Genomic DNA, 19,773 nt, shown 5'->3' with positions numbered 1-19,773 from the left:
TTGATCGTTGTTAGATTGCTTCGTCGTACCTCCTCGCAATGACGACTCTTTTTAAATCAACAAACTTTCGATAGCCAAACGATAACCTTTCAGACCAAAGCCAGTTAAAACACCCTGACAGTTTTTGCCGGTTAAAGAAACATGACGATATTCTTCACGGGCATAAATATTAGATATATGCACCTCAACCACCGGACTTTTAATGGCTGCAATCGCATCAGCAATGGCTACGGAGGTATGTGTATAACCGCCGGCATTAAGCACTACCCCATCATAACTAAAACCAACTTCATGCAGTTTATTAATAATTTCGCCCTCCACATTACTCTGATAATAGTCAATTTCGATATCCGGATAAACCGTTTTTAATTCTTTAATATAATCTTCAATATTAGTACTTCCGTAAATAGATGGTTCGCGAACGCCTAATAGATTTAAGTTTGGGCCGTTAATAATTTGTATTTTCATCTGTTAATAATCTTTTTAGTGGTGATGAAGCTACCATGATTTCCATAATCCTATTCGATTTTTGAAAAATCATGCTGCTTTCATACTATGTTGTAACGTTAAAATGTTGTAACGTTGCAATGTTATAAAAAATCTCAAATAAAAGCATGCTTTGGCAATCATATATTAAAGGATTTAAGTCGTATTTAAAGCTAGAGCGGTCGTTATCTGGTAATTCTGTTGATGCCTATCTGAGCGATATTGATAAACTGGCCCAGTACTTTCAATCTTTAAATGTAGAACCCAAACTAACTGATATTACGATAAGTGATCTAAAATCTTTTATCTCATGGCTAAATGAACTGGGTATGCAAGCCAGTACGCAGGCTAGGGTAATCTCAGGATTAAAAGCTTTCTTCGCGTATTTAATGCTCGAAGATGTGATTTCAAATGATCCCACAGCACTGCTTGAAGCACCAAAGCTCAGCAGAAAATTACCCGATACTTTAAATATTCATGAAATTAATGAGCTTATTGCAGCAATAGACGCCTCAAAACCCGAGGGCATGCGCAATAAAGCCATTATGGAAGTGTTATACGGCTGTGGCTTACGTGTAACAGAATTAACAGAATTAAGAATCTCGAATCTTTTCCCACATATCGAATTTATAAAGGTAATTGGAAAGGGAAATAAAGAGCGTTTAGTCCCCATTGGAAGCGTAGCCTTAAAATTGCTCGATATTTACATCAACGAAATTCGGGTACATGCTAATATTAAAAAAGGGCACGAAGATTTTATCTTTTTAAACCGTTTTGGCGCTAAACTTTCGCGCATTTCGATTTTCAACCTGATTAAAAGCCTGGCCATTTCTACAGGGTTAAAGAAAACGATTAGTCCGCATACGTTAAGGCATTCGTTCGCCACACATTTAATTGAAGGTGGTGCCGATTTGCGAGCCGTACAAGAAATGTTAGGCCATTCTAGCATTACCACTACGGAAATTTATACGCACATTGATAGAGATTACTTAAGGGAGGTAATTACACAGTTTCATCCGAGGTCTTAGTTGAAGAGCAGAAAGACTAAAGCTAAAAGACCAAAGCACCTTTAATTATAGATCCTGAAACAAGTTCAGGAGGACGAACGAAGCGGAATTTTACTCCTCTCGGCCTCTACCCCGCTCTTACCATCCTGTCTTTCCCTTGCATGTCTTGCCTTAACTCAATATCAATAAATCCTTTAGCAACTAACATTTCAACAGTTTCGTTACCTAAATATTCGTTGATCTCGAAATAAAGTTGTCCATTAGGTTTTAGGTTTTTTATCGCAAAGTCAGCTATAGCTTTATAAAATATTAATGGATTTTCGTCACGAACAAATAATGCTAAATGTGGTTCGTATATCAACACGTTATTATGCATATCCGCTTTCTCTAAATCCCTGATATATGGTGGATTACTTACTATAACATCAAATTTTTCTTCACATTTGAAAGTCAAAATATCTGCTTCAATAAATTTGATCTTTACGCCTAGCTGTTCGGCATTCTGTTTGGCTACGGCAATGGCATGAACAGAAACATCCAATGCAGATACTTCAGCTTTTGGCAAATGTTTTTTAATCGTAATGGGAATGCATCCCGAGCCGGTTCCAATATCAAGAATGCTTACTTCACTTTGTTTATTAAAACTGTTTACTGAAAATTGAGCGCTGCAAACTGAAATAATCCAATCAACCAGTTCTTCTGTTTCTGGCCTCGGTATAAGCACATGTTCATTAACGCTAAAAATGGAGCCGTAAAAATGGGCTTCCTCTAAAATATGTTGAATGGGTTTTCCGATCTGCAAATCGTTAAGGATACTCAACAGTTTTTGCAGGTTGATAAAGCTGATATCGATATTCTTTTGCATAATCAGTTTACCTGAAGATAAGGCTAAAACCTTCTCGGCAGCTATACTAAATAATGCTTTTGCTTCATTACTATCGTATAATGGCTCAAGTTCGAGTTCGTAATGCTCAGCTAATTCTCCAATCTTCATATTTACAAAATTACTTAATTGAGATGATAACAGATCGCTTTTGGTAAGGCCATGACTCTTTTTTTACTACTTTTGCCCTAATGAGCGATGAATTTTATATTAAACGCTGTCTGGACTTAGCGGCCTTAGCTTTGGAAAACGTTAGTCCGAACCCAATGGTTGGCTGTGTTATTGTTGTAGACGGTAAAATTATTGGAGAAGGGTATCATCAGGAATATGGAAAATCGCACGCCGAACCCAATGCGATTAATGCTGTATTTGATAGCTATGGTAATGAGGCCGAAAATCTATTGAAACAGGCTACAGCTTACGTTAACCTAGAGCCTTGTGCGCACTTTGGCAAAACACCTCCCTGTGCCGATTTATTGGTAAAACACCAGCTAAAAAAGGTGATTATTGGAAATAGAGACCCTTTTTCTGGTGTTGATGGCAAAGGTATCGAAAAGCTCAGAAATGCAGGAATTGAAGTGGTAAGTGGTATTTTAGATGATGAATGCCGCTATTTCAATAGAAGGTTTTTTACCAGAATACAAAAACAAAGACCATATATCATTTTAAAATGGGCCGAAACCGCGAATGGTTATTTCGCAACAAAGGATGGTCACCAGAAATGGATCAGTGGAGCTTTGGCCAAACGTTTGGCGCATCAATGGCGTGGCGAAGAAGACGCAATGCTGATCGGCAAGCAAACTGCCATTATGGATAATCCGCAATTAACTGTTCGAGAATGGACAGGTAAAAACCCCATCCGTCTAGTAATCGACAAAAACCTTCAGGTACCAGTTACAAATCATATTTTCAATGCAGCAGCCAAAACCATTATCTTTAATGAGATTAAAACTGATGTAGTAGCGAATATCCATTATATCCAAATGGAAGATATGCACTTTTATTTGGCGCAAAAAATTGCTTTTCAGCTATACCTGATGGATATACAATCGGTAATTATTGAAGGTGGCGCCAACATTTTAAATCAATTTTTAAGTACCAATCTATGGGATGAAGCGCGTATTTTTACTTCGTCTACCAGCTGGAGCGATGGGGTTTCTTCTCCAAGTATTAATGGAAATTTGCAGGAAACAGTACAAATTGGAAATGACAAACTCTCTATCTATCTAAACGACATTAAATAAATGATTTACATTATTTTAAGCATTTGCTGTAGTGTTACTGTGGCCGTTTTATTAAAACTGGCCAAGCGATACCAAATCAGTATTATTCAAGCCGTTACCATCAATTACCTTGCTGCATTAAGCTTATGTTTTCTCTTTTTTAAGCCTGATGTTAAACTGATCACCCCTTTAGCACCATGGCCGATTTATATTGCCTTGGCTATTCTATTGCCATCAATATTTTTATTCCTTGCTGCCTCAGTAAAAAATCTTGGCATTGTTAAAACCGACATTGCACAACGTTTATCGCTATTTATTCCGATACTGGCAGCTTATTTTATTTTTAAAGAAGATTTTAACGACCTTAAAATTATTGGTCTAACGATTGGTTTTGTGGCAATTTTCTTAACTTTTTTCCGGAAATCTAATCAAGAAAAAGGCAATAAAGGAAGCCTGCTCTACCCAATTATGGTTTTCGTCGGTTTTGGGGTAATTGATGTACTTTTTAAACAACTTGCACTATACAAAGAATTGCCTTATACCACCTCGCTCTTTACTGTTTTTTGCCTGGCATTTATGGTTTCATTGCTTATTGTAATTTCGATGGTAATGGCTGGCAAAATAAAAATACAGCTGGTAAATGTGATTTGCGGATTTATTTTAGGGTTCTTCAACTTTGGGAATATCCTTTTTTACATGAAGGCTCATAAAGCATTGGCCGAAAATCCATCAACCGTTTTTGCAGCGATGAATTTAGGGGTAATCATTGCAGGTACATTAATTGGAGTAATTGCATTTAAAGAAAAACTAAGTAAATTAAATTACGCAGGTATAATTTTGGCAATTGCAGCCGTTATCTTCATTACACTATCACAAAATGCTGTTCGATGATTCATATAAAACCATCGAAAGTGCCTCAGAAGGTATATTTCGTGATAAAGGGAGTAAATTTATTAGTTACGCCTATCCAATCCGTAGTGAAATAGAAGTAAAACCAATTATCACTAAGCTACGTGCGGAACATATTAAGGCCAATCATTTTTGCTATGCATACCGTTTGACACCTGACCGATCTGTTTTTAGGGTTAATGATGATGGCGAGCCTTCTGGTACCGCGGGCAGACCTATTTTGAACTGTTTATTGTCAGAAGATATTACCAATATCCTAATTGTTGTTGTACGTTATTTTGGTGGCACATTACTGGGGGTGGCGGGTTTAATTAACGCTTATAAAACGGCTAGTATAGAAGTGATTAAATCAGCTTCTGTAATTAGTAAAACCGTAAATGATATTTATGAAGCGCATTTCGGTTACCTGCACATGAATGAAGTCATGAAATTGAGTAAAGAAGAAAACCTGCAGATTTTAGGCCAACAATTTGATACGGATTGTATATTAACATTTGAAGTGAGAAAAGCACAACTCAATCAGGTTTTAACTAAATTTGATAAAATTGAAGGTGTTAGATTAAAATACCTGCAAACTGTTTAACAAAATTTCTGTCATTGCTATAGGCACGAAGCTTGCCGATAGCCATAAATTATCAGCAAATGAAAATATCCGAAAGCGACTTAATCATCAATCCTGATGGTAGCATATACCACCTAAACCTTCTACCTGGTGATATTGCTGATACCGTAATTACCGTTGGTGATCCTGACCGTGTTGGCGAGGTAAGTAAATATTTCGATAAAATAGAATTTAAAAAAGGCAAACGCGAATTTATTACCCATACGGGTTACGTAGGCAAAAAACGCATTACCGTTCTCTCAACAGGGATCGGCACAGATAACATTGATATCGTTTTCAATGAATTAGATGCACTGGTTAATATTAATTTTGAAACCCGTGAAATCAAAAAAGAGCTTACCTCATTAAATATTATCAGAATTGGCACTTCTGGGGCTGTTCAACCGGATATTCCAATGGGAACGATTTTAGCTTCTTCCTATGGCTTAGGAATGGATGCTTTAATGAACTATTACCTTCAACAATTATCTGGTGATGAACAGATTTTAATGGATGATATTAAAGCCCATTTTGGGCACCTTAAAAACATTAACCCCTATTTAACGGCAGCAAGCGAAACACTGTTAAATACCATTGGTAAGGATCTGGAAAAAGGCATTACCATCACTGCACCAGGCTTTTATGCCCCACAGGGTAGAATGGTTAGGGCAAAAAATGCGGTTCCCGATTTTATTGGTTTGATTAACAGTTTTAAGAGCAACCAATGCCGGATTACTAATTTAGAGATGGAAACTGCCGGAATTTATGCTTTGGCTAAGGTTTTGGGGCATCAAGCTCTTTCTATTAATGCCATTCTGGCCAGTAGGGTAAATTTCGAATTTAGCAAGGAGCCTAATAAAATTGTAGAGCAAGCGATTAAAATGGTATTAGAAAGGATTTAATAGCTAAATCGTCATTGCAAGGCACGAAGCAATCTTAAAAAATGGCTTAACATCGATAAATACAAATCTTTCTTAAAAGATCTCTCCACTACGTTGCACTTCGGTCGAGATGACGATCGCAGCGCAATAAAAAAGGCCCGAAATTTCGGGCCTGTATGCTTAATATCTTTTATACTATTGTTATTGTTTCTTTTACCAATTCATTCCCTTCTGTATCCAGGTAAGTACAGGTCATATCATCCAGATCGGTTACCCATTTTTCAACACCTGCATCTGCAGCTTGCTTGCAAAATGTAAAATAATCGGTTTCTCCCTGCTGGTGCATTTTCAAAGCATGCGCTAACTTATCAGAAGAAGATTCTATGTTAATCGTAAGGGTTGGGTACTCATCAGGACTTACCTGTTGCGCATTATCTTCATCATCAAAATAAATCGATAAGCCGTTAGAAACATATACATCGTTACGTTTAACACCCATTTCCTTAATTTCTTTTATAAACTGAGGAAAATCTGCACCAGTTTTAATTTTTGATTCTGCTGCCCGGATGTTTTCGATGGTAACCATAATTATTTGATTAGTGAAACTTTGTAAATAGTTGTTTGCGTATACAAGTCTTCTGGCCTCAAAATGGTGCTCGGAAACGTTGGAATATTAACGGCATTTGGATGATGTTGGGTTTCTACACAAAAGGCACCATAACTATCGTAATCTTTTCCATCCTTACCATTCTTTACCCCTAAATATTTTGCCGTGTACAAATGGGCTACCGGTTCTGTGGTATATACGCTTAAAACTAAACCGCTTTCTTCCTCAATTGTTTTACTTGCGAGTGATAAATCGCCATAAATCTTATCCAAAACGAAAGTTTGATCATATCCTTCATCCTCATTCCAATCCTGCCCTATCGCTTTAGATTTGGTAAAATCCAAAGGTGTACCTTCAACAGGAATTAATTTACCTGTTACCGAATAATTATCATCCTGTTCTAAATAATTCGAGGCAAAAATCTGTTGCTTATGGTTTTTGATGTTTCCACCCTCAGGAGCCAGGTTAAAATAACTATGATGTGTTAAGTTAATAGCCGTAGCTTTATCCGTTTCTGCTTCATAACTTAAAATCAATTCATCATTTTCAGTCAGTTCGAAAGTTAAATCAATAACCAGGTTTCCAGGAAAATTTTCCTCTACATCTACACTTTCATATTGCAGGGTAACTGAAGGTTGCGGTCCATCATTAATTTCAACAATGTCCCAAACTTTTTTATCAAAGCCTACTATACCACCATGTAGCGTATCGGTACCGGCATTTTGTGCCAATTGATAGATTTTATCATCAATATTGAGTCTACCATTTTTTATGCGGTTGGCATATCGGCCAATTATAGCACCAAAATAAGGGTAGTTTGCCAAATAAGCTGGATTAAGGTATTCATCAAATGTATCGAAACCAAGAACGATATCCTGTTTTTCGCCTTTGGCATTCTTAACTACAAATTTGTTGATAATCGTACCATAATTGAATATTTTGACGTAAGTACCTTTACTATTGGTTAGTTCGATTGCGATAACTTCTTCGCCATCAATAATTTTCCCGGTGGGTATTTGCTGAACGCTCATAAATTGTAACTTAGGGCTTTTGTTTCCTAAACAAACATACTATTATTAATGCTTTTTATAAATATATTTTAGCCAAATGAACATTAACCTTGAGGAAAAATTTGCCGAACAATACCACAAAAAAGCTGATGCCATTTATTTTACACCTGGGCGGGTTAACCTAATTGGCGAACATATCGATTATAATGGCGGTTTGGTTATGCCCTGTGCCATTACCTTAGGAACATGGGTAGCCATTGCCCCGAATAACGATAGCAGATTTAGGTTTAAAAGTTTAAACTTCGATGTTCAAACAGAGGTAACAAGTAATACCACAAACGAAAAAGATGGTAGCTTATGGGCAAATTACCCTATTGGGGTAATTAATGAATTTATAAAGGACGGTAAGGAAATTAGCGGCCTAGATTTTCTGTTCTATGGAAATATTCCAATCGGATCAGGACTTTCTTCTTCAGCTTCTATAGAGATCGCCACTGCCTACGCACTGAATGCCTATTTTAATCTGGGTTACGATAAATTAGAACTTGTAAAAATCGCTAAACGTGTTGAAAATGATTTTATCGGTCTTAATTCGGGTATTATGGATCAGTTTGCGGTTGCTTTTGGAGAAAAAAGCAAAGCCATTGTTTTAGATTGTGAATCCTTAAAATACAAAATGGTTGATGTTGATCTCGGCAATTATTTATTGGCTATCATTAATACCAATAAACCACGCGAATTGGCTGATTCTAAATACAATGAGCGTGTTGCAGAATGCCAAACGGCATTAAAACTATTAAATGAAGAAATAAACCTTCATTATCTTTGCGAATTAACCGCTGAGAAATTTGCGCTGCACAGTCATGTAATAACAGATAAAACTATCTTAAACCGCGCTACACATGTGGTGAAAGAAAATGATCGCGTTCATTTAGCGGCTAAAGCATTAAATGGAGGAAATTTAGCAGAGTTTGGCAGGTTGATGTATGCCTCCCACGAATCTTTAAGAACCTTATATGAGGTAAGCGGAAAAGAACTGGATGCGGTAGTCGATTTTTGCACTGATTATGAGCATGTAATCGGTGCGCGTATGACGGGTGCCGGATTTGGTGGTTGTGCAATAGCTTTGTTAGAGAAAGGTTTTGAAGAAGATTTTGCAAAACATTTAACTGATTATTACGTAAATAAAATAGGTTACCCTGCCGCCATTTACATTAGCGAAATTGGTAACGGGCCATATTTAACAACCGACACACATAGATAAACGCAGTCCTGAAATTATATCCAATCGGTGTAATCCCCCAATCTGTGTAATCAATTAAAATAATGAGAAAATTAAAATTAGACGAGTTAAATCGTCCGGATGTTGAAGCGTTTAAAGCACAGGAGAAGTTGCCTGTGGTAGTGGTTTTGGACAATGTCCGCAGTATGCACAATGTAGGCTCGGTTTTCCGTACTGCAGATGGATTTGCCTTGGAAAAAGTGATACTTTGTGGTATTACCGCTCAACCACCGCACCGTGAGATTGAGAAAACGGCATTAGGTGCCACACAATCTGTTGATTGGATACACTATACTGATACTTTACAAGCAGTTGACGCATTAAGAGCTTTAGGTTATGAGATTGTTGCAATTGAGCAAGCAGAAAATAGCACCATGTTAAACACTTTTCAGCCCGATCCAAATAAAAAATATGCATTGATTTTCGGGAACGAAGTTGATGGTGTGAGTGATGAAGTAATGGCTAAAATTGATGAGTGTATCGAAATCCCTCAGTTTGGAACTAAACACTCTTTTAATATTGTGATTTCTGCTGGTATCGTTTTCTGGGATTTCTTCGCTAAATTGAGGCTGTAGTTCCTCCCAAATTTATTCCAAAAGATTTAAACTACTTTAACCACCTCGGTAACAACTATACAAAGCATATTTGTTTTGATTTTATCAGCAAAACCCAATAAGCGTAATCGAATTAACTCTGAGGATGCTATTGATGGGCAAGAAAAATCCTTCTGAAAAGTAAAAAAACAATTCATTTTCATACTGCCGAAATTTGATTTTGTATAGAATTCTATACAAAATCAAACCTAATTTCAATTATATGGTAACATTTTTGCGAGATTAATTTACCTACCTAATCTTCTGATAATATGATATTTGTAGAATAAATAATGCTTTTGGCAGGATTTTTTCTTAGTCGATGCAAAACAGTATGATGTAAAAACTGTTAAGAGACTAATATTACAAAATAGAAAAACATGAATACAAGAATTACTAAATCAACAATGTTGATTGCTTTATTAGGGTTATCATCACAATTATTTGCACAGGAAACACCTACTACTACTACAACTGGTACCAGGTTTGGTGAAAAATCTTTTCGTACTTGGAGCGTAGGTGTACATGGAGGAATACTTTCTCCTAACACTATTTTCGGTTCGGGAAGTGTTACAGCAAAAGAATTTAAAAGTATCGGTTATGGAGCAAATGTTAGAAAGCAAATATTACCATCTTTAGGTTTACAAGCAGATTTTTTAAGAGGTGATATTAAATCGACTAACGGAACTACTGATTTTCAACAAAGTGTTGCATGGTCTGGCGCATTAACCGCAGTTTTTAATGTCGCTAATATCAATATTAATGACGAAAATGCAGTTCTAATTCCTTATTTAAAAGGTGGTGCTGGTTATATGTCATCAGATTACAGCACAAGTGGTGCAATTGTTAGCGAAAGTAAAGGTAGAGAAGGTTGGTTTATCCCAGTTGGTGCTGGTGTTAAATTAGGTGTTGCCAAAGGAATTAATATTGATTTAGGTTACGATGTTAATTTCATTAAATCTCCTGAATCTTTACCGAAAAGTAGATTTGCTTATGCACATGCTGGTTTAGAATTTGCATTGGGTAGCAAAGATAAACCTCAATTACAAAACTTTAGTTCTTTAGCAAACTTACGTAAGGAAAGTGCTGAAGAAAGTGCTGAATTAAGAAGAGCATTATCAACCGCTGAGCAAAATGCTCAACGTGATAGAGAGCAATATGCTAAAGATTTAGGCGATGATGATAATGATGGTGTAGCAAACAAATTCGACAAATGTCCTGGTACTGCATCAGGTACTGTTGTTGATGGTTCTGGTTGCCCGATTAAAGTTCAACGTGAAATAATTAAAGAAACTAGAGTAATTACAGAAGAGGATCGTAAAGTAGTTAAAGACGCGATTTCTAACCTAGAATTCGATTTAGGTAAATCAACTATCCGTTCTAAATCGTATGCTACTTTAAACCGTGTTGCTGGTTTATTGGTAGAGAAAAACTTTAGCTTAAAATTAGCTGGTCATACTGATAATACTGGTGGTAGAGAGTTAAACTTACGTTTATCTAAAGACAGAGCAGAATCAGTAAAAGCTTATTTAGTATCTCAAGGTGCAAATGCATCAAGAGTTGAAGCTACAGGTTACGGACCTGATCAACCAATTGCAACAAATAAAACTGCAGCTGGTCGTCAACAAAACCGTCGTGTAGAGTTTACTTTATACTAATCGGAAATAACAGTTAACAAAAAAGCTCCCCAGATTAATTTCTGGGGAGCTTTTTTGCTATATATAGGGTCGTCTTCCTGAACTTGTTTCAGGATCTTTTAGCGGAACAGACCCTGAAATAAATTCAGGGTGACGACCTACGCATTAAGACAATCCCTTCTTATTTTTATAAGTCATTTTAGCCTTAGTACCCGCGCTATAATTATAATTTTTTAAGTTACTGGCCTTTTTTTCGTGAAAAGCTGCACCACGGTCAGCATCCTCATCTTGTTCAATTTTCTTTTTCTTTGATTTAGCTGCAACGTCAACAACTTTCAAATCTTCTGGTAATTCCATTATCTCCAATTTCTGACCGATGGCCTGCTCAATTTTTTTCACCTCAATTAATTCGATATCGGTAGAAAAAGTAATGGCCACAACATCTTCATCGCCATGTTTAACTATACGCTGGATTAAAGTTTCCTTTTGCTCAGGTAATTCTAAGTGGAGGATAAAAGGAATTCCCTGAAGATCCAGTTCTTCTAAATTCTCGTTAGCTACAATTAAAACTCTCGCTTCAGGATTATCTTTAAAATCTTCTATATCGTCATAACCCTTATCATCAAAAAATAAAGAGCGGTAAATGCTGATTTCGTTTTCTTTAGTATGATTAAAGTTTTTATAAACCGTTTGCGCTGTTAATCGTGTATTTACGAAAACCACAACCTTATCGAAAACCTCCGTATCGTTTAATAATAAGGTTAACAGGTTAAGTTTGGTTCTGAAATTAGGCACCTGATAGAGCATCTGTTGATAAACCTCCGCTTGCTTTTCGCCGATTTCATCGACCTCAATGGTTGTGGTAGAATCTTTCATGAAAGGAGAAATCATAAGATTCAATTTCTCGTGTATTACCTCTGTAAATACAACGTGTTGAGATTTATAGGCACTGTTTGCCAACTCTACTACAGGCAACTGCAAACCTTTTTTAACAATAAGCTCTGCATTATCTACAATAAACAGCTGAATTTTATTGGTATTTAAGGCTAATTTTAAATATAAAGCACGTGCCCGATCGGGTACAGCAACGATAATGTCAACACCATCAGTTATTTCATTCATCTGTGTATCAACAGCACCACGGCTATCAATTCCTAAAATCCTGAAGGTATTGTTACGGTTCAATAATTTAAATTGTTCCAAAACATGATCAACATGTTCTGCATCAGGCACTAAAATTAAAGCTCTTGGTGCTTCCTCAAAAGCATACTTCAATTTCATTAAAGTAGCTAAAACATAAGTTGTTGTTTTTCCCGAACCCTCTGGTCCCACCGCTATAACATCTTGTCCACCTAAAATGCGCGACATTGTTCTGGCTTGGATTTCTTTTGGAGTTAAAAATCCTGCATCAGTCATGGCCGCTACAAGTGGTTTGCTAAGTTTTAATTTATCTAAAGACACAATTACTATTTTAATGTTTGAACTGCAAATATCCTTAAAATAATTAGCTTTTCTGAAATTGAATTTAATGGTCTGGAAATACATGCCGCTAGCTATTGAGTACTTCAGCCCTACTATCCATTTATTTCTGTCAGTTTTATTTAATCCAGCGTAGTTTTCTAAAACAAAACAACATCACTCTAAAAAATAATTCACTGAAAATGAATTGGTTAAAAGATTATCAAAAATAAAAACTACTAAATCTATAGATATTATATACTTATTTTTATATTTGCTCAACATTAATCAATAACAAAAATATGTTGAACAGTTAAAACGCTAAAATTATGTCGATCTATTTTCAATATCCTGCTATAGATGAATATCCGCACCTCATTTATCAGTTAAAAACAAGAACTGATGAGCAACAGCATTCAGCGGATGAAGATAGCTTAAATAAAGAGCAGATTTTAGAGTTGAGCGATTATTTAGCATTAAGACAGTTATAAAAAACATTGGCCAGTTGACCGATTGGAAGGTTGAAGTTTCATAAACTTTTTACAATGGTTCGAATCCATTACTAGGCCGCAAAGTGTATCTCATAGCACTTTACCCTGATTCTGCTCAATCAGGCAAGATTTGGTTATCTTATATTTGTTTTGTTGTTAGCAAAGGCTATCCGCGATGGGTAGCCTTTACCTTTAAGCGCCTTAATCTATCAATATCCTAATTTTGATTATTTAGAAGCGCAGTTTCAGTGCTCATAGTGTAGGGTTGCTCCTGCTGTCCATTTCGATCTTTTTGGGAAAGCTTTCGAAATACAATATAACGGAGCCAAAAAGTATTTCCGTTTCCATCAGGGCTATTTAGCAGATACAATTTAAAAAGTTATTTGTGGGTAATGAGTATGATATGGTTTATTTTTTTTTCTGAATCTCAAAACATTTTATTTCATTCGTGGTTATCTATATAATTCACATTATACTAATCTTTTACAGATTAATTTGTTTGGTTTAAAAAAGGGATTTATGGATATAAATCCCTTTTCTTTTATGCGAATATTTTAAATCCTATATTAGCCAAATCAACATCACATCCTTATTTTAGATGAACAGAAAACATTTCCTTTCTTCATTTATTGCAGCTGTAACTGTACTTCCTGCTTTTAAAACTTTGGCCAATACTGTAGAAAACGAAAGTTCATCATTTAAGATACCTCCTTATTTAAAATCTGGCGATACCATCGGGATTACGAGTCCTGCGGGCTACATTACGCTAGAACAAATCCAGCCTTCTGTTTTACAAATGCAAAGTTGGGGTTTTACGATAAAAGTTGGCAGTACCATTGGCAAACGCGATTTTACCTACGGCGGAACGGATGAGGAGCGGTTAGCTGATTTTCAGCAAATGCTCGATGATCCAACAATCAAAGCTATTATGTGCGCACGTGGCGGTTATGGTTTTGTACGGATAATCGATAAACTAGATTTCTCTTCATTTAAAAGAAACCCGAAATGGATTATCGGTTTTAGTGATATTACCATTTTGCACTGTCACCTCACGAAAAATTATGGCATTGCATCTATCCATTCTAAAATGTGCAATAGTTTCCCCGATGATTGGAGTAAAGCTGAGCCAATACAGATTGAAACCATCCTATCGATTAAAAATGCTTTACTAGGCGAACAAATGGGTTACACTGCCCCTATCAACATCAATAACAGACAAGGAAAGGTTGATGGTATTTTAGTGGGTGGAAACCTGAGTATTATCGAAACTTTAGCTGGTAGCGGTTCCGATTTAGATACGAGAGGTAAAATCCTTTTTATCGAAGATACTGGCGAATATCTCTACAGCATTGACAGAATGTTGTGGAACTTGAAACGCAGTGGCAAACTGAAAAACCTAAAAGGATTGATTATTGGAGGTTTTAAAGTCAAACCCGACGATGTTGGCGAAGAATTCGGCAAAACCATTTATGATATTGTTTTAGAAAAAGTAGAGGAATACAATTACCCCGTTGCTTTTGATTTTCCTGTGGGGCATCAACGAAATAATTTTGCCCTAAAATGCGGTGTAAACCATGTTTTGATTATAAACGAAACAGGCTCAACGCTGAGAAGTATTTAATTTCTAATGTTTTAGAAGAGCAATTTAATAAAAACGCAACCTGGGTAATTGAAAAGTTGATTAAATAATTTCGTATTTTTGTTTTAAAATAAATGTTATGACTATAATAGCACATCCTAAAAATAAAAAGCAAGAGATTGCAATTGAGGCAGTTCTAAAGGCTTTAAATGTTTCTTTTCAAAAAGAAGAGGAAAGCCCTTATAATCCCGAATTTGTCGCAAAAATCAAAAAGAGTCTAACCGAAGTTAAGAAAGGTAATTATCTAACATTAGATCCTAATAAATCATTGTGGGAAAATTTAAAGTAATTGTATCAGAAAAAGCCCAAAAGAATTTACTTGCTATCTAGAAATCCAGAGATAAAGGTTCCATTAAAAAAGTTAATCAAATTATTTTAGAACTTTATGAACATCCAGAAACCGGAGTTGGGAATCCTGAAAAACTTAAATACGATTTAACTGGATTTTGGTCTAGGCAGATTAACAGAAAAGACAGGCTCGTATACTTGGTTGAAGATGAAATTGTTACTGCAACCATTATCTCTGCGCTTGGCCATTACGGAGATAAATAAATTAAACCGTTTTCACCTCATCTTCGCTATAATCCTTAATATCAGTAATATACCCATTAATTAAGAGAAAATCAAATAATGGTTTTGCTTCGGGTGTAACCGGCATATTTTCTGTGGTAATTACCTGGTTGGTCTTTTTATCCAGGAAAGGATAAGCAAATAACCGCACATTGGTATTAAACATATCGTTCACATAACTCAATAACTGACCTGAATAGTTTTCGCCGGTAAAGTTTTTAGCGTTGAATACAAATTTTAAGTTGTTGATGTTTGTAGCCAAACCAACACTTTTTGGCTTACATCTGGCCAGGTATTTAGCAAGACGGTTGTGACGGGTAAAATTAGAAACGATAACGATGTTTCCGGTATCGCACATTTCCTGGGCCCGTTTAGCAACTGCTTCTAGATCGATGTCATCTGGTGTTTCTTGTGCATCGGTTAAAACATTGGTCAACAAAACCTCTATCATTACCGCCAGATTCCCTTCTTCTACTTTGTTTGTACGTTTAAACTGATCGGTAGCTTTATTAAACAGGTTAAAGTTAGGCAATGATTTCTGACCATATTTGGTCCTTAAAATCATGATATCCTTTTTATACAAAAGATCTTTAGCCTGGCGTGGATGGGCATCAGCATCGAAAATTGCTGCCGCCGAGAAATCTTTCATAATCATATATAGATTAAGCAGGATATTGTCTACCCCAGGAAAAGCTGGTCCTTTAACTGAAATCAGATCGATTTCTACTGAACCTATGGTTAAGTTATCGGCGAGCGATTCTACCATCAGCTTTGGATCCTGATAATGGTAAAAAGCAGCATAAAGTAAGTTTACACCAATAATGCCCAAAACACGTTGCTGCATGTTTACATCAGTATCTAGTAAACGTACGTGGAAAAATATCTCGTTAGGCAGACCTCCTGGCTCGTTTTGGAAACGGATTCCAACCCAGCCATGAGGTTCGTTTGTACGTTTGTAATTTAGGGTAGTTACGGTATCTGCAAAGGCAAAAAAGGTACGGCTTTCGTATTTTTCGCCCGATAAGCGCTCGTTAAGTAAGCCAAATTCGTGATCGAGCATCTGTAAAAGCCTGTTCTGACTAACATAACGACCATTCGTTTCTGCCCCGTAGATGGCGTCGCTAAAAGTCATATCGTAAGCCGACATGGTTTTGGCAACTGTTCCAGATGCTGCACCAGCATTAAAAAAGTTTCTTGAAACTTCTTGTCCCGCTCCAATTTCGGCAAAGGTGCCGTAAATTCTCGGGTCAAGGTTTATTTTAAGTGCTTTACGCTTCGTATCCAGAATTTCTCTCTCCATGCCGCAAAAGTACAAAAAATTGAGATTAAGCTAATTTTAAGAATGTAACTTAAAATCAATCTAAATACCCAAAACAAAATAAGGTTAATGCCATCCAGCATTAACCTTATAAAACCTAAACTTAAACTATTATGAAACCTGCATCAGCGATCACTCACTTCTACATCAAACTCAGCTGGTGCAAGCTTCATAACCTTTGAAAAAACCAAACTATTATGAAAATCCTCTTTCGAGAAAATCTTGATTACGATACTACAATTTCTTTGTGTTGCAATTTAGCATCGTCTTTTTTACTGATATTGATCGATAAAATACCGTCTTTGTATTCGGCAGTAATGTTATCACCATCAGCACTATCTGGTAAATTAAATGACCTTGCAAATGAGCTATAATCAAATTCTTTACGTGTAAAATCTTTAGCTACTTGGGTTTCGTCTTTTTTAACTTCTGCCCAAACAGAAAGGTTGTCTTTTTTTAAATTAATCTGAAAATCTTCTTTCTTCAAACCTGGAGCAGCTAACTCGATCACATACGCGGTTTCATTTTCGTAAATATTCACATTAGGTGATTTATCAACCATTTTGTTTTTAGTTACTGCATCGCTAAACAATGAATCGAAAACATTGTTAAAGTAAGGAGCTGTGTTACGGGTTCTGTTGTTAAAATTTACTAGTGTCATATCGCTATTCTTTATTTTTTTAATTTTTAAATTGATAATACACCATATTCAACTTACATACCAAAGCAAATATTTATGATTTTTAAGACATTTTGGCAAAATAGATCCAAATCAAAAGACAAATTGGCGGAAATAAAGAATTTTTCAGACAAATTCAACTATAAAACCAATATCCATCTGCGCTTTATTGATTTCGATATGATGGGTCACGTAAACAATTCCATTTACTTTACCTATTTGGAAATTGCCAGAACTAAATATTGGGAAGAAATTGCAAAGTGGGATTGGAAGAAAACCGGAATTGTAATTGCCCACGCTGAATTGGATTATATTTTACCTATCGTAATGAACGATAAAATTGCCATCTATGTAAAAACATCGAGAATCGGCACCACAAGTTTCGATCTGGACTATCAGATCGTTAAAATAAAAGGAACTGAAGAAATTATCTGCAGTAAAGGAAAAACGGTTTGCATTGCTGTTGATTACACCACAAGCAGGCCAACTGCTATTCCAGAAGAGGAAAAGCAAAAAATGCTTGGTTTTGAACAGTTAGCCCCAAACCCCTAAAGGGGCTGTTGACTTTCCATCAGTAATATTTTAAGTATAAAATAGAACTTGAAATCCTAATATTTATGCGTTTACATCTTAAAAATCACCTCACTCTATATTGATCAACTTTGCTTTTCCACCCGGCCTGTAATACCCCTTTAGGGGTTAGGGGGTATCAGGCATAATTTTTCCAGGATTTAATATTCCCTTCGGATCGAAAACATTTTTAATACCTCTCATTAAATTAAGATGAATTTCAGAATATTTGATCGGCATAAACTCCTTTTGAACCAAGCCGATTCCATGCTCACCAGATAAAGTTCCACCCAAAGCAGTAGTTAATTCGAATATTTCGGCGATACCAAATTTGAGTTTATTTTTCCAGTCTTCATCACTCATTCCGGCTTTTATAATATTTACATGTAGGTTTCCGTCGCCGGCATGACCGTAACAAACACTTTCGAAACCATATTTTGCACCAATTTCTTTTATACCATTAACGAGTTTAGGTAAAGCTGCACGCGGTACAACCGTATCTTCCTCTTTATAAACAGAGTTAGATTTAACCGATTCGGCCATGGTTCTGCGCATACGCCACAGTTCTTCTTTTTGAGCAGCAGTATCGGCAAATAATACTTCAGTACAGTTGTGTTCTTCTAAAACGACATTGGTTTTTTCACAGTTTTTAAAAATATCGTCCAAATCATCTCCATCAAACTCAATCATCAACAGTGCAGCAACATCATCTTTTAAATCGAATTTAATATCATCGAATTTAATTACCCACTCCACTCCTTTCCGTTCCATAAACTCCAATGCTGATGGCGTTACACCTGCCCTAAAAATTGCAGAAACAGCTGCACAAGCATCTTCATTGGTACTAAAAGAGCCCATCATTAAAACCGATTGACTAGGTTTTGGCAATAATTTGGTTACGATTTTGGTCACTACAGCCAATGTACCTTCTGATCCGATCATTAACTGCGTTAAGTTGTAACCTGACGCATATTTTAAAGTATTGGCACCAGTCCATATAATATCGCCATTAGGCAAAACCACTTCAAGATTTAAGATATATTCGCGTATGGTTCCATATTTTACTACCCTTGGTCCACCAGAACCGTGTGCCACGTTGCCACCAATGAAGCAAGAGCCTTTGCTGCTAGGATCAACCGGATATAAAAGCCCCTTTTCAGCTACAGCATTGATAAACTCCTCGGTAATTACCCCTGGTTCAACAGTTGCCTGTAAGTTTTCGGTATCAATATCAAGTATAGCCTTAAACTTCTCCATCGATAATGAAACGCCACCATAAATGGGCAAAGCGGCACCACTTAAACCAGTACCGCCTCCACGAGGAGTTACCGGAACATGGTGTGCATTACAAATTTTCAATAAAGTAGAAACTTCTTCGGGCGAAGTTGGCTTTACCACCAGCTCTGGCTGATAACGCAAATCCTCAGTTTCATCATGACTATAATTTTCTAAACTATCAGCATCAGTAAAAACTTTATCTGCTCCAACAGCAGCCTTAATTTCTGCTAAAATTTCAGGATTTATCTTTGTAAAATTCATTTTAATTCGCTGATGTGTAAGTAAGTTTAACAAAAGAGTGCCCAATCTGGCCCGGCATCGGTGGATTTAATTTCTTCATACTCACCTGAACCAGGTCAACAAAAGGATACAATTCGATAACCTTCGAAATAATATTCTTCAAAACGGTTTCCAAAAGTTTCTGTGTATGCTTCATTTCCTCGAGAATGATAGAATTCAAATCCTCGTAATTAACGGTCTGCGCCAATTCATCATCAAAACCTTGTGGTGTAAATTCTGTTTCAAGATCTACAACAAAATGATTTCCAATAAGTTGCTCTTCCGGATAATACCCATGTAAGGCAAAGCATTTTACATCTTTTAAGGCTACGGTTTGTTTGAAATGGCTCATATATGTTTTGTATGCTGCAA

The 19,773-nt window shown here is 36.2% G+C and carries 21 protein-coding genes and 1 pseudogene; 13 read left to right on the top strand and 9 right to left on the bottom strand.

Translation table 11 applies throughout. The features are described from left to right. Positions 1–51 precede the first annotated feature (51 nt). On the bottom strand, positions 52–468 hold the full coding sequence (gene aroQ / locus EZ456_RS11530; protein WP_131530255.1) for a type II 3-dehydroquinate dehydratase: 417 nt from the start codon (positions 466–468) through the stop codon (positions 52–54). A 146-nt stretch (positions 469–614) separates the two neighbouring features. Here aroQ and xerD point away from each other — a divergent pair, with 146 nt between their 5' ends. Continuing rightward, positions 615–1,514, top strand: a complete 900-nt coding sequence (gene xerD, locus EZ456_RS11525) for a site-specific tyrosine recombinase XerD (protein ID WP_131530253.1) — start codon at positions 615–617, stop codon at positions 1,512–1,514. A 106-nt stretch (positions 1,515–1,620) separates the two neighbouring features. Here xerD and prmC read toward each other — a convergent pair whose 3' ends face one another. After that, a complete protein-coding gene (gene prmC / locus EZ456_RS11520; RefSeq protein WP_131530251.1) occupies positions 1,621–2,487 on the bottom strand; it encodes a peptide chain release factor N(5)-glutamine methyltransferase in 867 nt (288 codons plus the stop codon). 80 nt (positions 2,488–2,567) lie between these two features. Here prmC and ribD point away from each other — a divergent pair, with 80 nt between their 5' ends. Genes ribD through EZ456_RS11500 form a run of 4 tightly spaced genes read left to right on the top strand, consistent with a single transcriptional unit; the run spans position 2,568 to position 6,011 of the window. Then, positions 2,568–3,620 (top strand): bifunctional diaminohydroxyphosphoribosylaminopyrimidine deaminase/5-amino-6-(5-phosphoribosylamino)uracil reductase RibD, encoded by a 1,053-nt coding sequence (ribD, locus tag EZ456_RS11515; RefSeq protein WP_131530249.1) that lies wholly within the window; start codon positions 2,568–2,570, stop codon positions 3,618–3,620. Continuing rightward, positions 3,621–4,490, top strand: coding sequence for a DMT family transporter (locus EZ456_RS11510; RefSeq protein WP_131530247.1), 870 nt, complete (start codon positions 3,621–3,623; stop codon positions 4,488–4,490). Beyond that, complete coding sequence (locus EZ456_RS11505) at positions 4,477–5,091, top strand: IMPACT family protein (RefSeq protein WP_131530246.1); 615 nt, start codon at positions 4,477–4,479, stop codon at positions 5,089–5,091. The genes EZ456_RS11510 and EZ456_RS11505 overlap by 14 nt, the downstream gene beginning before the upstream one ends. A gap of 59 nt (positions 5,092–5,150) precedes the next feature. Continuing rightward, positions 5,151–6,011 carry a nucleoside phosphorylase gene (locus EZ456_RS11500; protein WP_131530244.1) on the top strand — a complete coding sequence of 287 codons (861 nt, stop codon included), beginning with the start codon at positions 5,151–5,153 and terminating at the stop codon, positions 6,009–6,011. Between the two features lie 169 nt (positions 6,012–6,180). Here the strand turns inward: EZ456_RS11500 and EZ456_RS11495 are convergent, their stop codons facing one another. Both EZ456_RS11495 and EZ456_RS11490 read right to left on the bottom strand, forming a co-directional pair. Then, entirely contained in the window at positions 6,181–6,576 is a 396-nt protein-coding gene (locus tag EZ456_RS11495) for a DUF1398 domain-containing protein (protein WP_131530241.1), read from the bottom strand. A 2-nt stretch (positions 6,577–6,578) separates the two neighbouring features. After that, on the bottom strand, positions 6,579–7,628 hold the full coding sequence (locus EZ456_RS11490) for an aldose epimerase family protein (RefSeq protein WP_131530239.1): 1,050 nt from the start codon (positions 7,626–7,628) through the stop codon (positions 6,579–6,581). Positions 7,629–7,704: 76 nt separating this feature from the next. Here EZ456_RS11490 and EZ456_RS11485 point away from each other — a divergent pair, with 76 nt between their 5' ends. The 3 genes from EZ456_RS11485 (at position 7,705) to EZ456_RS11475 (ending at position 11,140) form a co-directional block, all read left to right on the top strand. Then, a complete protein-coding gene (locus EZ456_RS11485; protein ID WP_131530237.1) occupies positions 7,705–8,871 on the top strand; it encodes a galactokinase in 1,167 nt (388 codons plus the stop codon). Between the two features lie 62 nt (positions 8,872–8,933). Continuing rightward, the gene (locus EZ456_RS11480) at positions 8,934–9,464 is read left to right on the top strand and encodes an RNA methyltransferase (RefSeq protein ID WP_131530235.1); all 531 of its coding nucleotides are present in this window, start codon (positions 8,934–8,936) and stop codon (positions 9,462–9,464) included. Between the two features lie 398 nt (positions 9,465–9,862). Continuing rightward, positions 9,863–11,140: an OmpA family protein gene (locus EZ456_RS11475; RefSeq protein WP_131530233.1), complete on the top strand. Its 1,278-nt coding sequence runs from the start codon at positions 9,863–9,865 to the stop codon at positions 11,138–11,140. A 144-nt stretch (positions 11,141–11,284) separates the two neighbouring features. Here EZ456_RS11475 and EZ456_RS11470 read toward each other — a convergent pair whose 3' ends face one another. After that, positions 11,285–12,664: a DEAD/DEAH box helicase gene (locus EZ456_RS11470; RefSeq protein ID WP_317130000.1), complete on the bottom strand. Its 1,380-nt coding sequence runs from the start codon at positions 12,662–12,664 to the stop codon at positions 11,285–11,287. A 242-nt stretch (positions 12,665–12,906) separates the two neighbouring features. On the opposite strand from EZ456_RS11470, the gene EZ456_RS25115 reads away from it, so the two are divergent. The 4 genes and pseudogenes from EZ456_RS25115 to EZ456_RS11455 all read left to right on the top strand — a co-directional run. Next, positions 12,907–13,068: a hypothetical protein gene (locus EZ456_RS25115; RefSeq protein WP_165501306.1), complete on the top strand. Its 162-nt coding sequence runs from the start codon at positions 12,907–12,909 to the stop codon at positions 13,066–13,068. Positions 13,069–13,666: 598 nt separating this feature from the next. Next, complete coding sequence (locus EZ456_RS11465) at positions 13,667–14,689, top strand: S66 peptidase family protein (protein ID WP_131530231.1); 1,023 nt, start codon at positions 13,667–13,669, stop codon at positions 14,687–14,689. A 97-nt stretch (positions 14,690–14,786) separates the two neighbouring features. Next, positions 14,787–14,996 (top strand): DUF2683 family protein, encoded by a 210-nt coding sequence (locus EZ456_RS11460; protein WP_131530229.1) that lies wholly within the window; start codon positions 14,787–14,789, stop codon positions 14,994–14,996. A gap of 56 nt (positions 14,997–15,052) precedes the next feature. After that, positions 15,053–15,259, top strand: a pseudogene (locus tag EZ456_RS11455) (Txe/YoeB family addiction module toxin); the annotation flags it as partial. Between the two features lies 1 nt (position 15,260). Here the strand turns inward: EZ456_RS11455 and EZ456_RS11450 are convergent. Further along, positions 15,261–16,577: a nicotinamide mononucleotide adenylyltransferase gene (locus EZ456_RS11450; RefSeq protein ID WP_131530227.1), complete on the bottom strand. Its 1,317-nt coding sequence runs from the start codon at positions 16,575–16,577 to the stop codon at positions 15,261–15,263. A gap of 244 nt (positions 16,578–16,821) precedes the next feature. Continuing rightward, positions 16,822–17,256, bottom strand: a complete 435-nt coding sequence (locus EZ456_RS11445) for an Hsp20/alpha crystallin family protein (protein ID WP_131530226.1) — start codon at positions 17,254–17,256, stop codon at positions 16,822–16,824. Between the two features lie 75 nt (positions 17,257–17,331). On the opposite strand from EZ456_RS11445, the gene EZ456_RS11440 reads away from it, so the two are divergent. Continuing rightward, a complete protein-coding gene (locus tag EZ456_RS11440; protein ID WP_131530224.1) occupies positions 17,332–17,826 on the top strand; it encodes an acyl-CoA thioesterase in 495 nt (164 codons plus the stop codon). A gap of 147 nt (positions 17,827–17,973) precedes the next feature. On the opposite strand, the gene EZ456_RS11435 is transcribed toward EZ456_RS11440, so the two are convergent. Further along, the gene (locus tag EZ456_RS11435) at positions 17,974–19,383 is read right to left on the bottom strand and encodes an FAD-binding oxidoreductase (RefSeq protein WP_131530222.1); all 1,410 of its coding nucleotides are present in this window, start codon (positions 19,381–19,383) and stop codon (positions 17,974–17,976) included. Between the two features lies 1 nt (position 19,384). Beyond that, positions 19,385–19,753 carry a dihydroneopterin aldolase gene (gene folB, locus EZ456_RS11430; RefSeq protein ID WP_131530219.1) on the bottom strand — a complete coding sequence of 123 codons (369 nt, stop codon included), beginning with the start codon at positions 19,751–19,753 and terminating at the stop codon, positions 19,385–19,387. Positions 19,754–19,773: the final 20 nt, after the last annotated feature.

This window comes from Pedobacter psychrodurus (assembly GCF_004331735.1).
GTDB classification, from domain to species: Bacteria; Bacteroidota; Bacteroidia; order Sphingobacteriales; family Sphingobacteriaceae; genus Pedobacter; species Pedobacter psychrodurus.
Note: the sequence above shows the minus strand (reverse complement) of the source record. Positions and strands in the feature narration are given on the sequence as shown.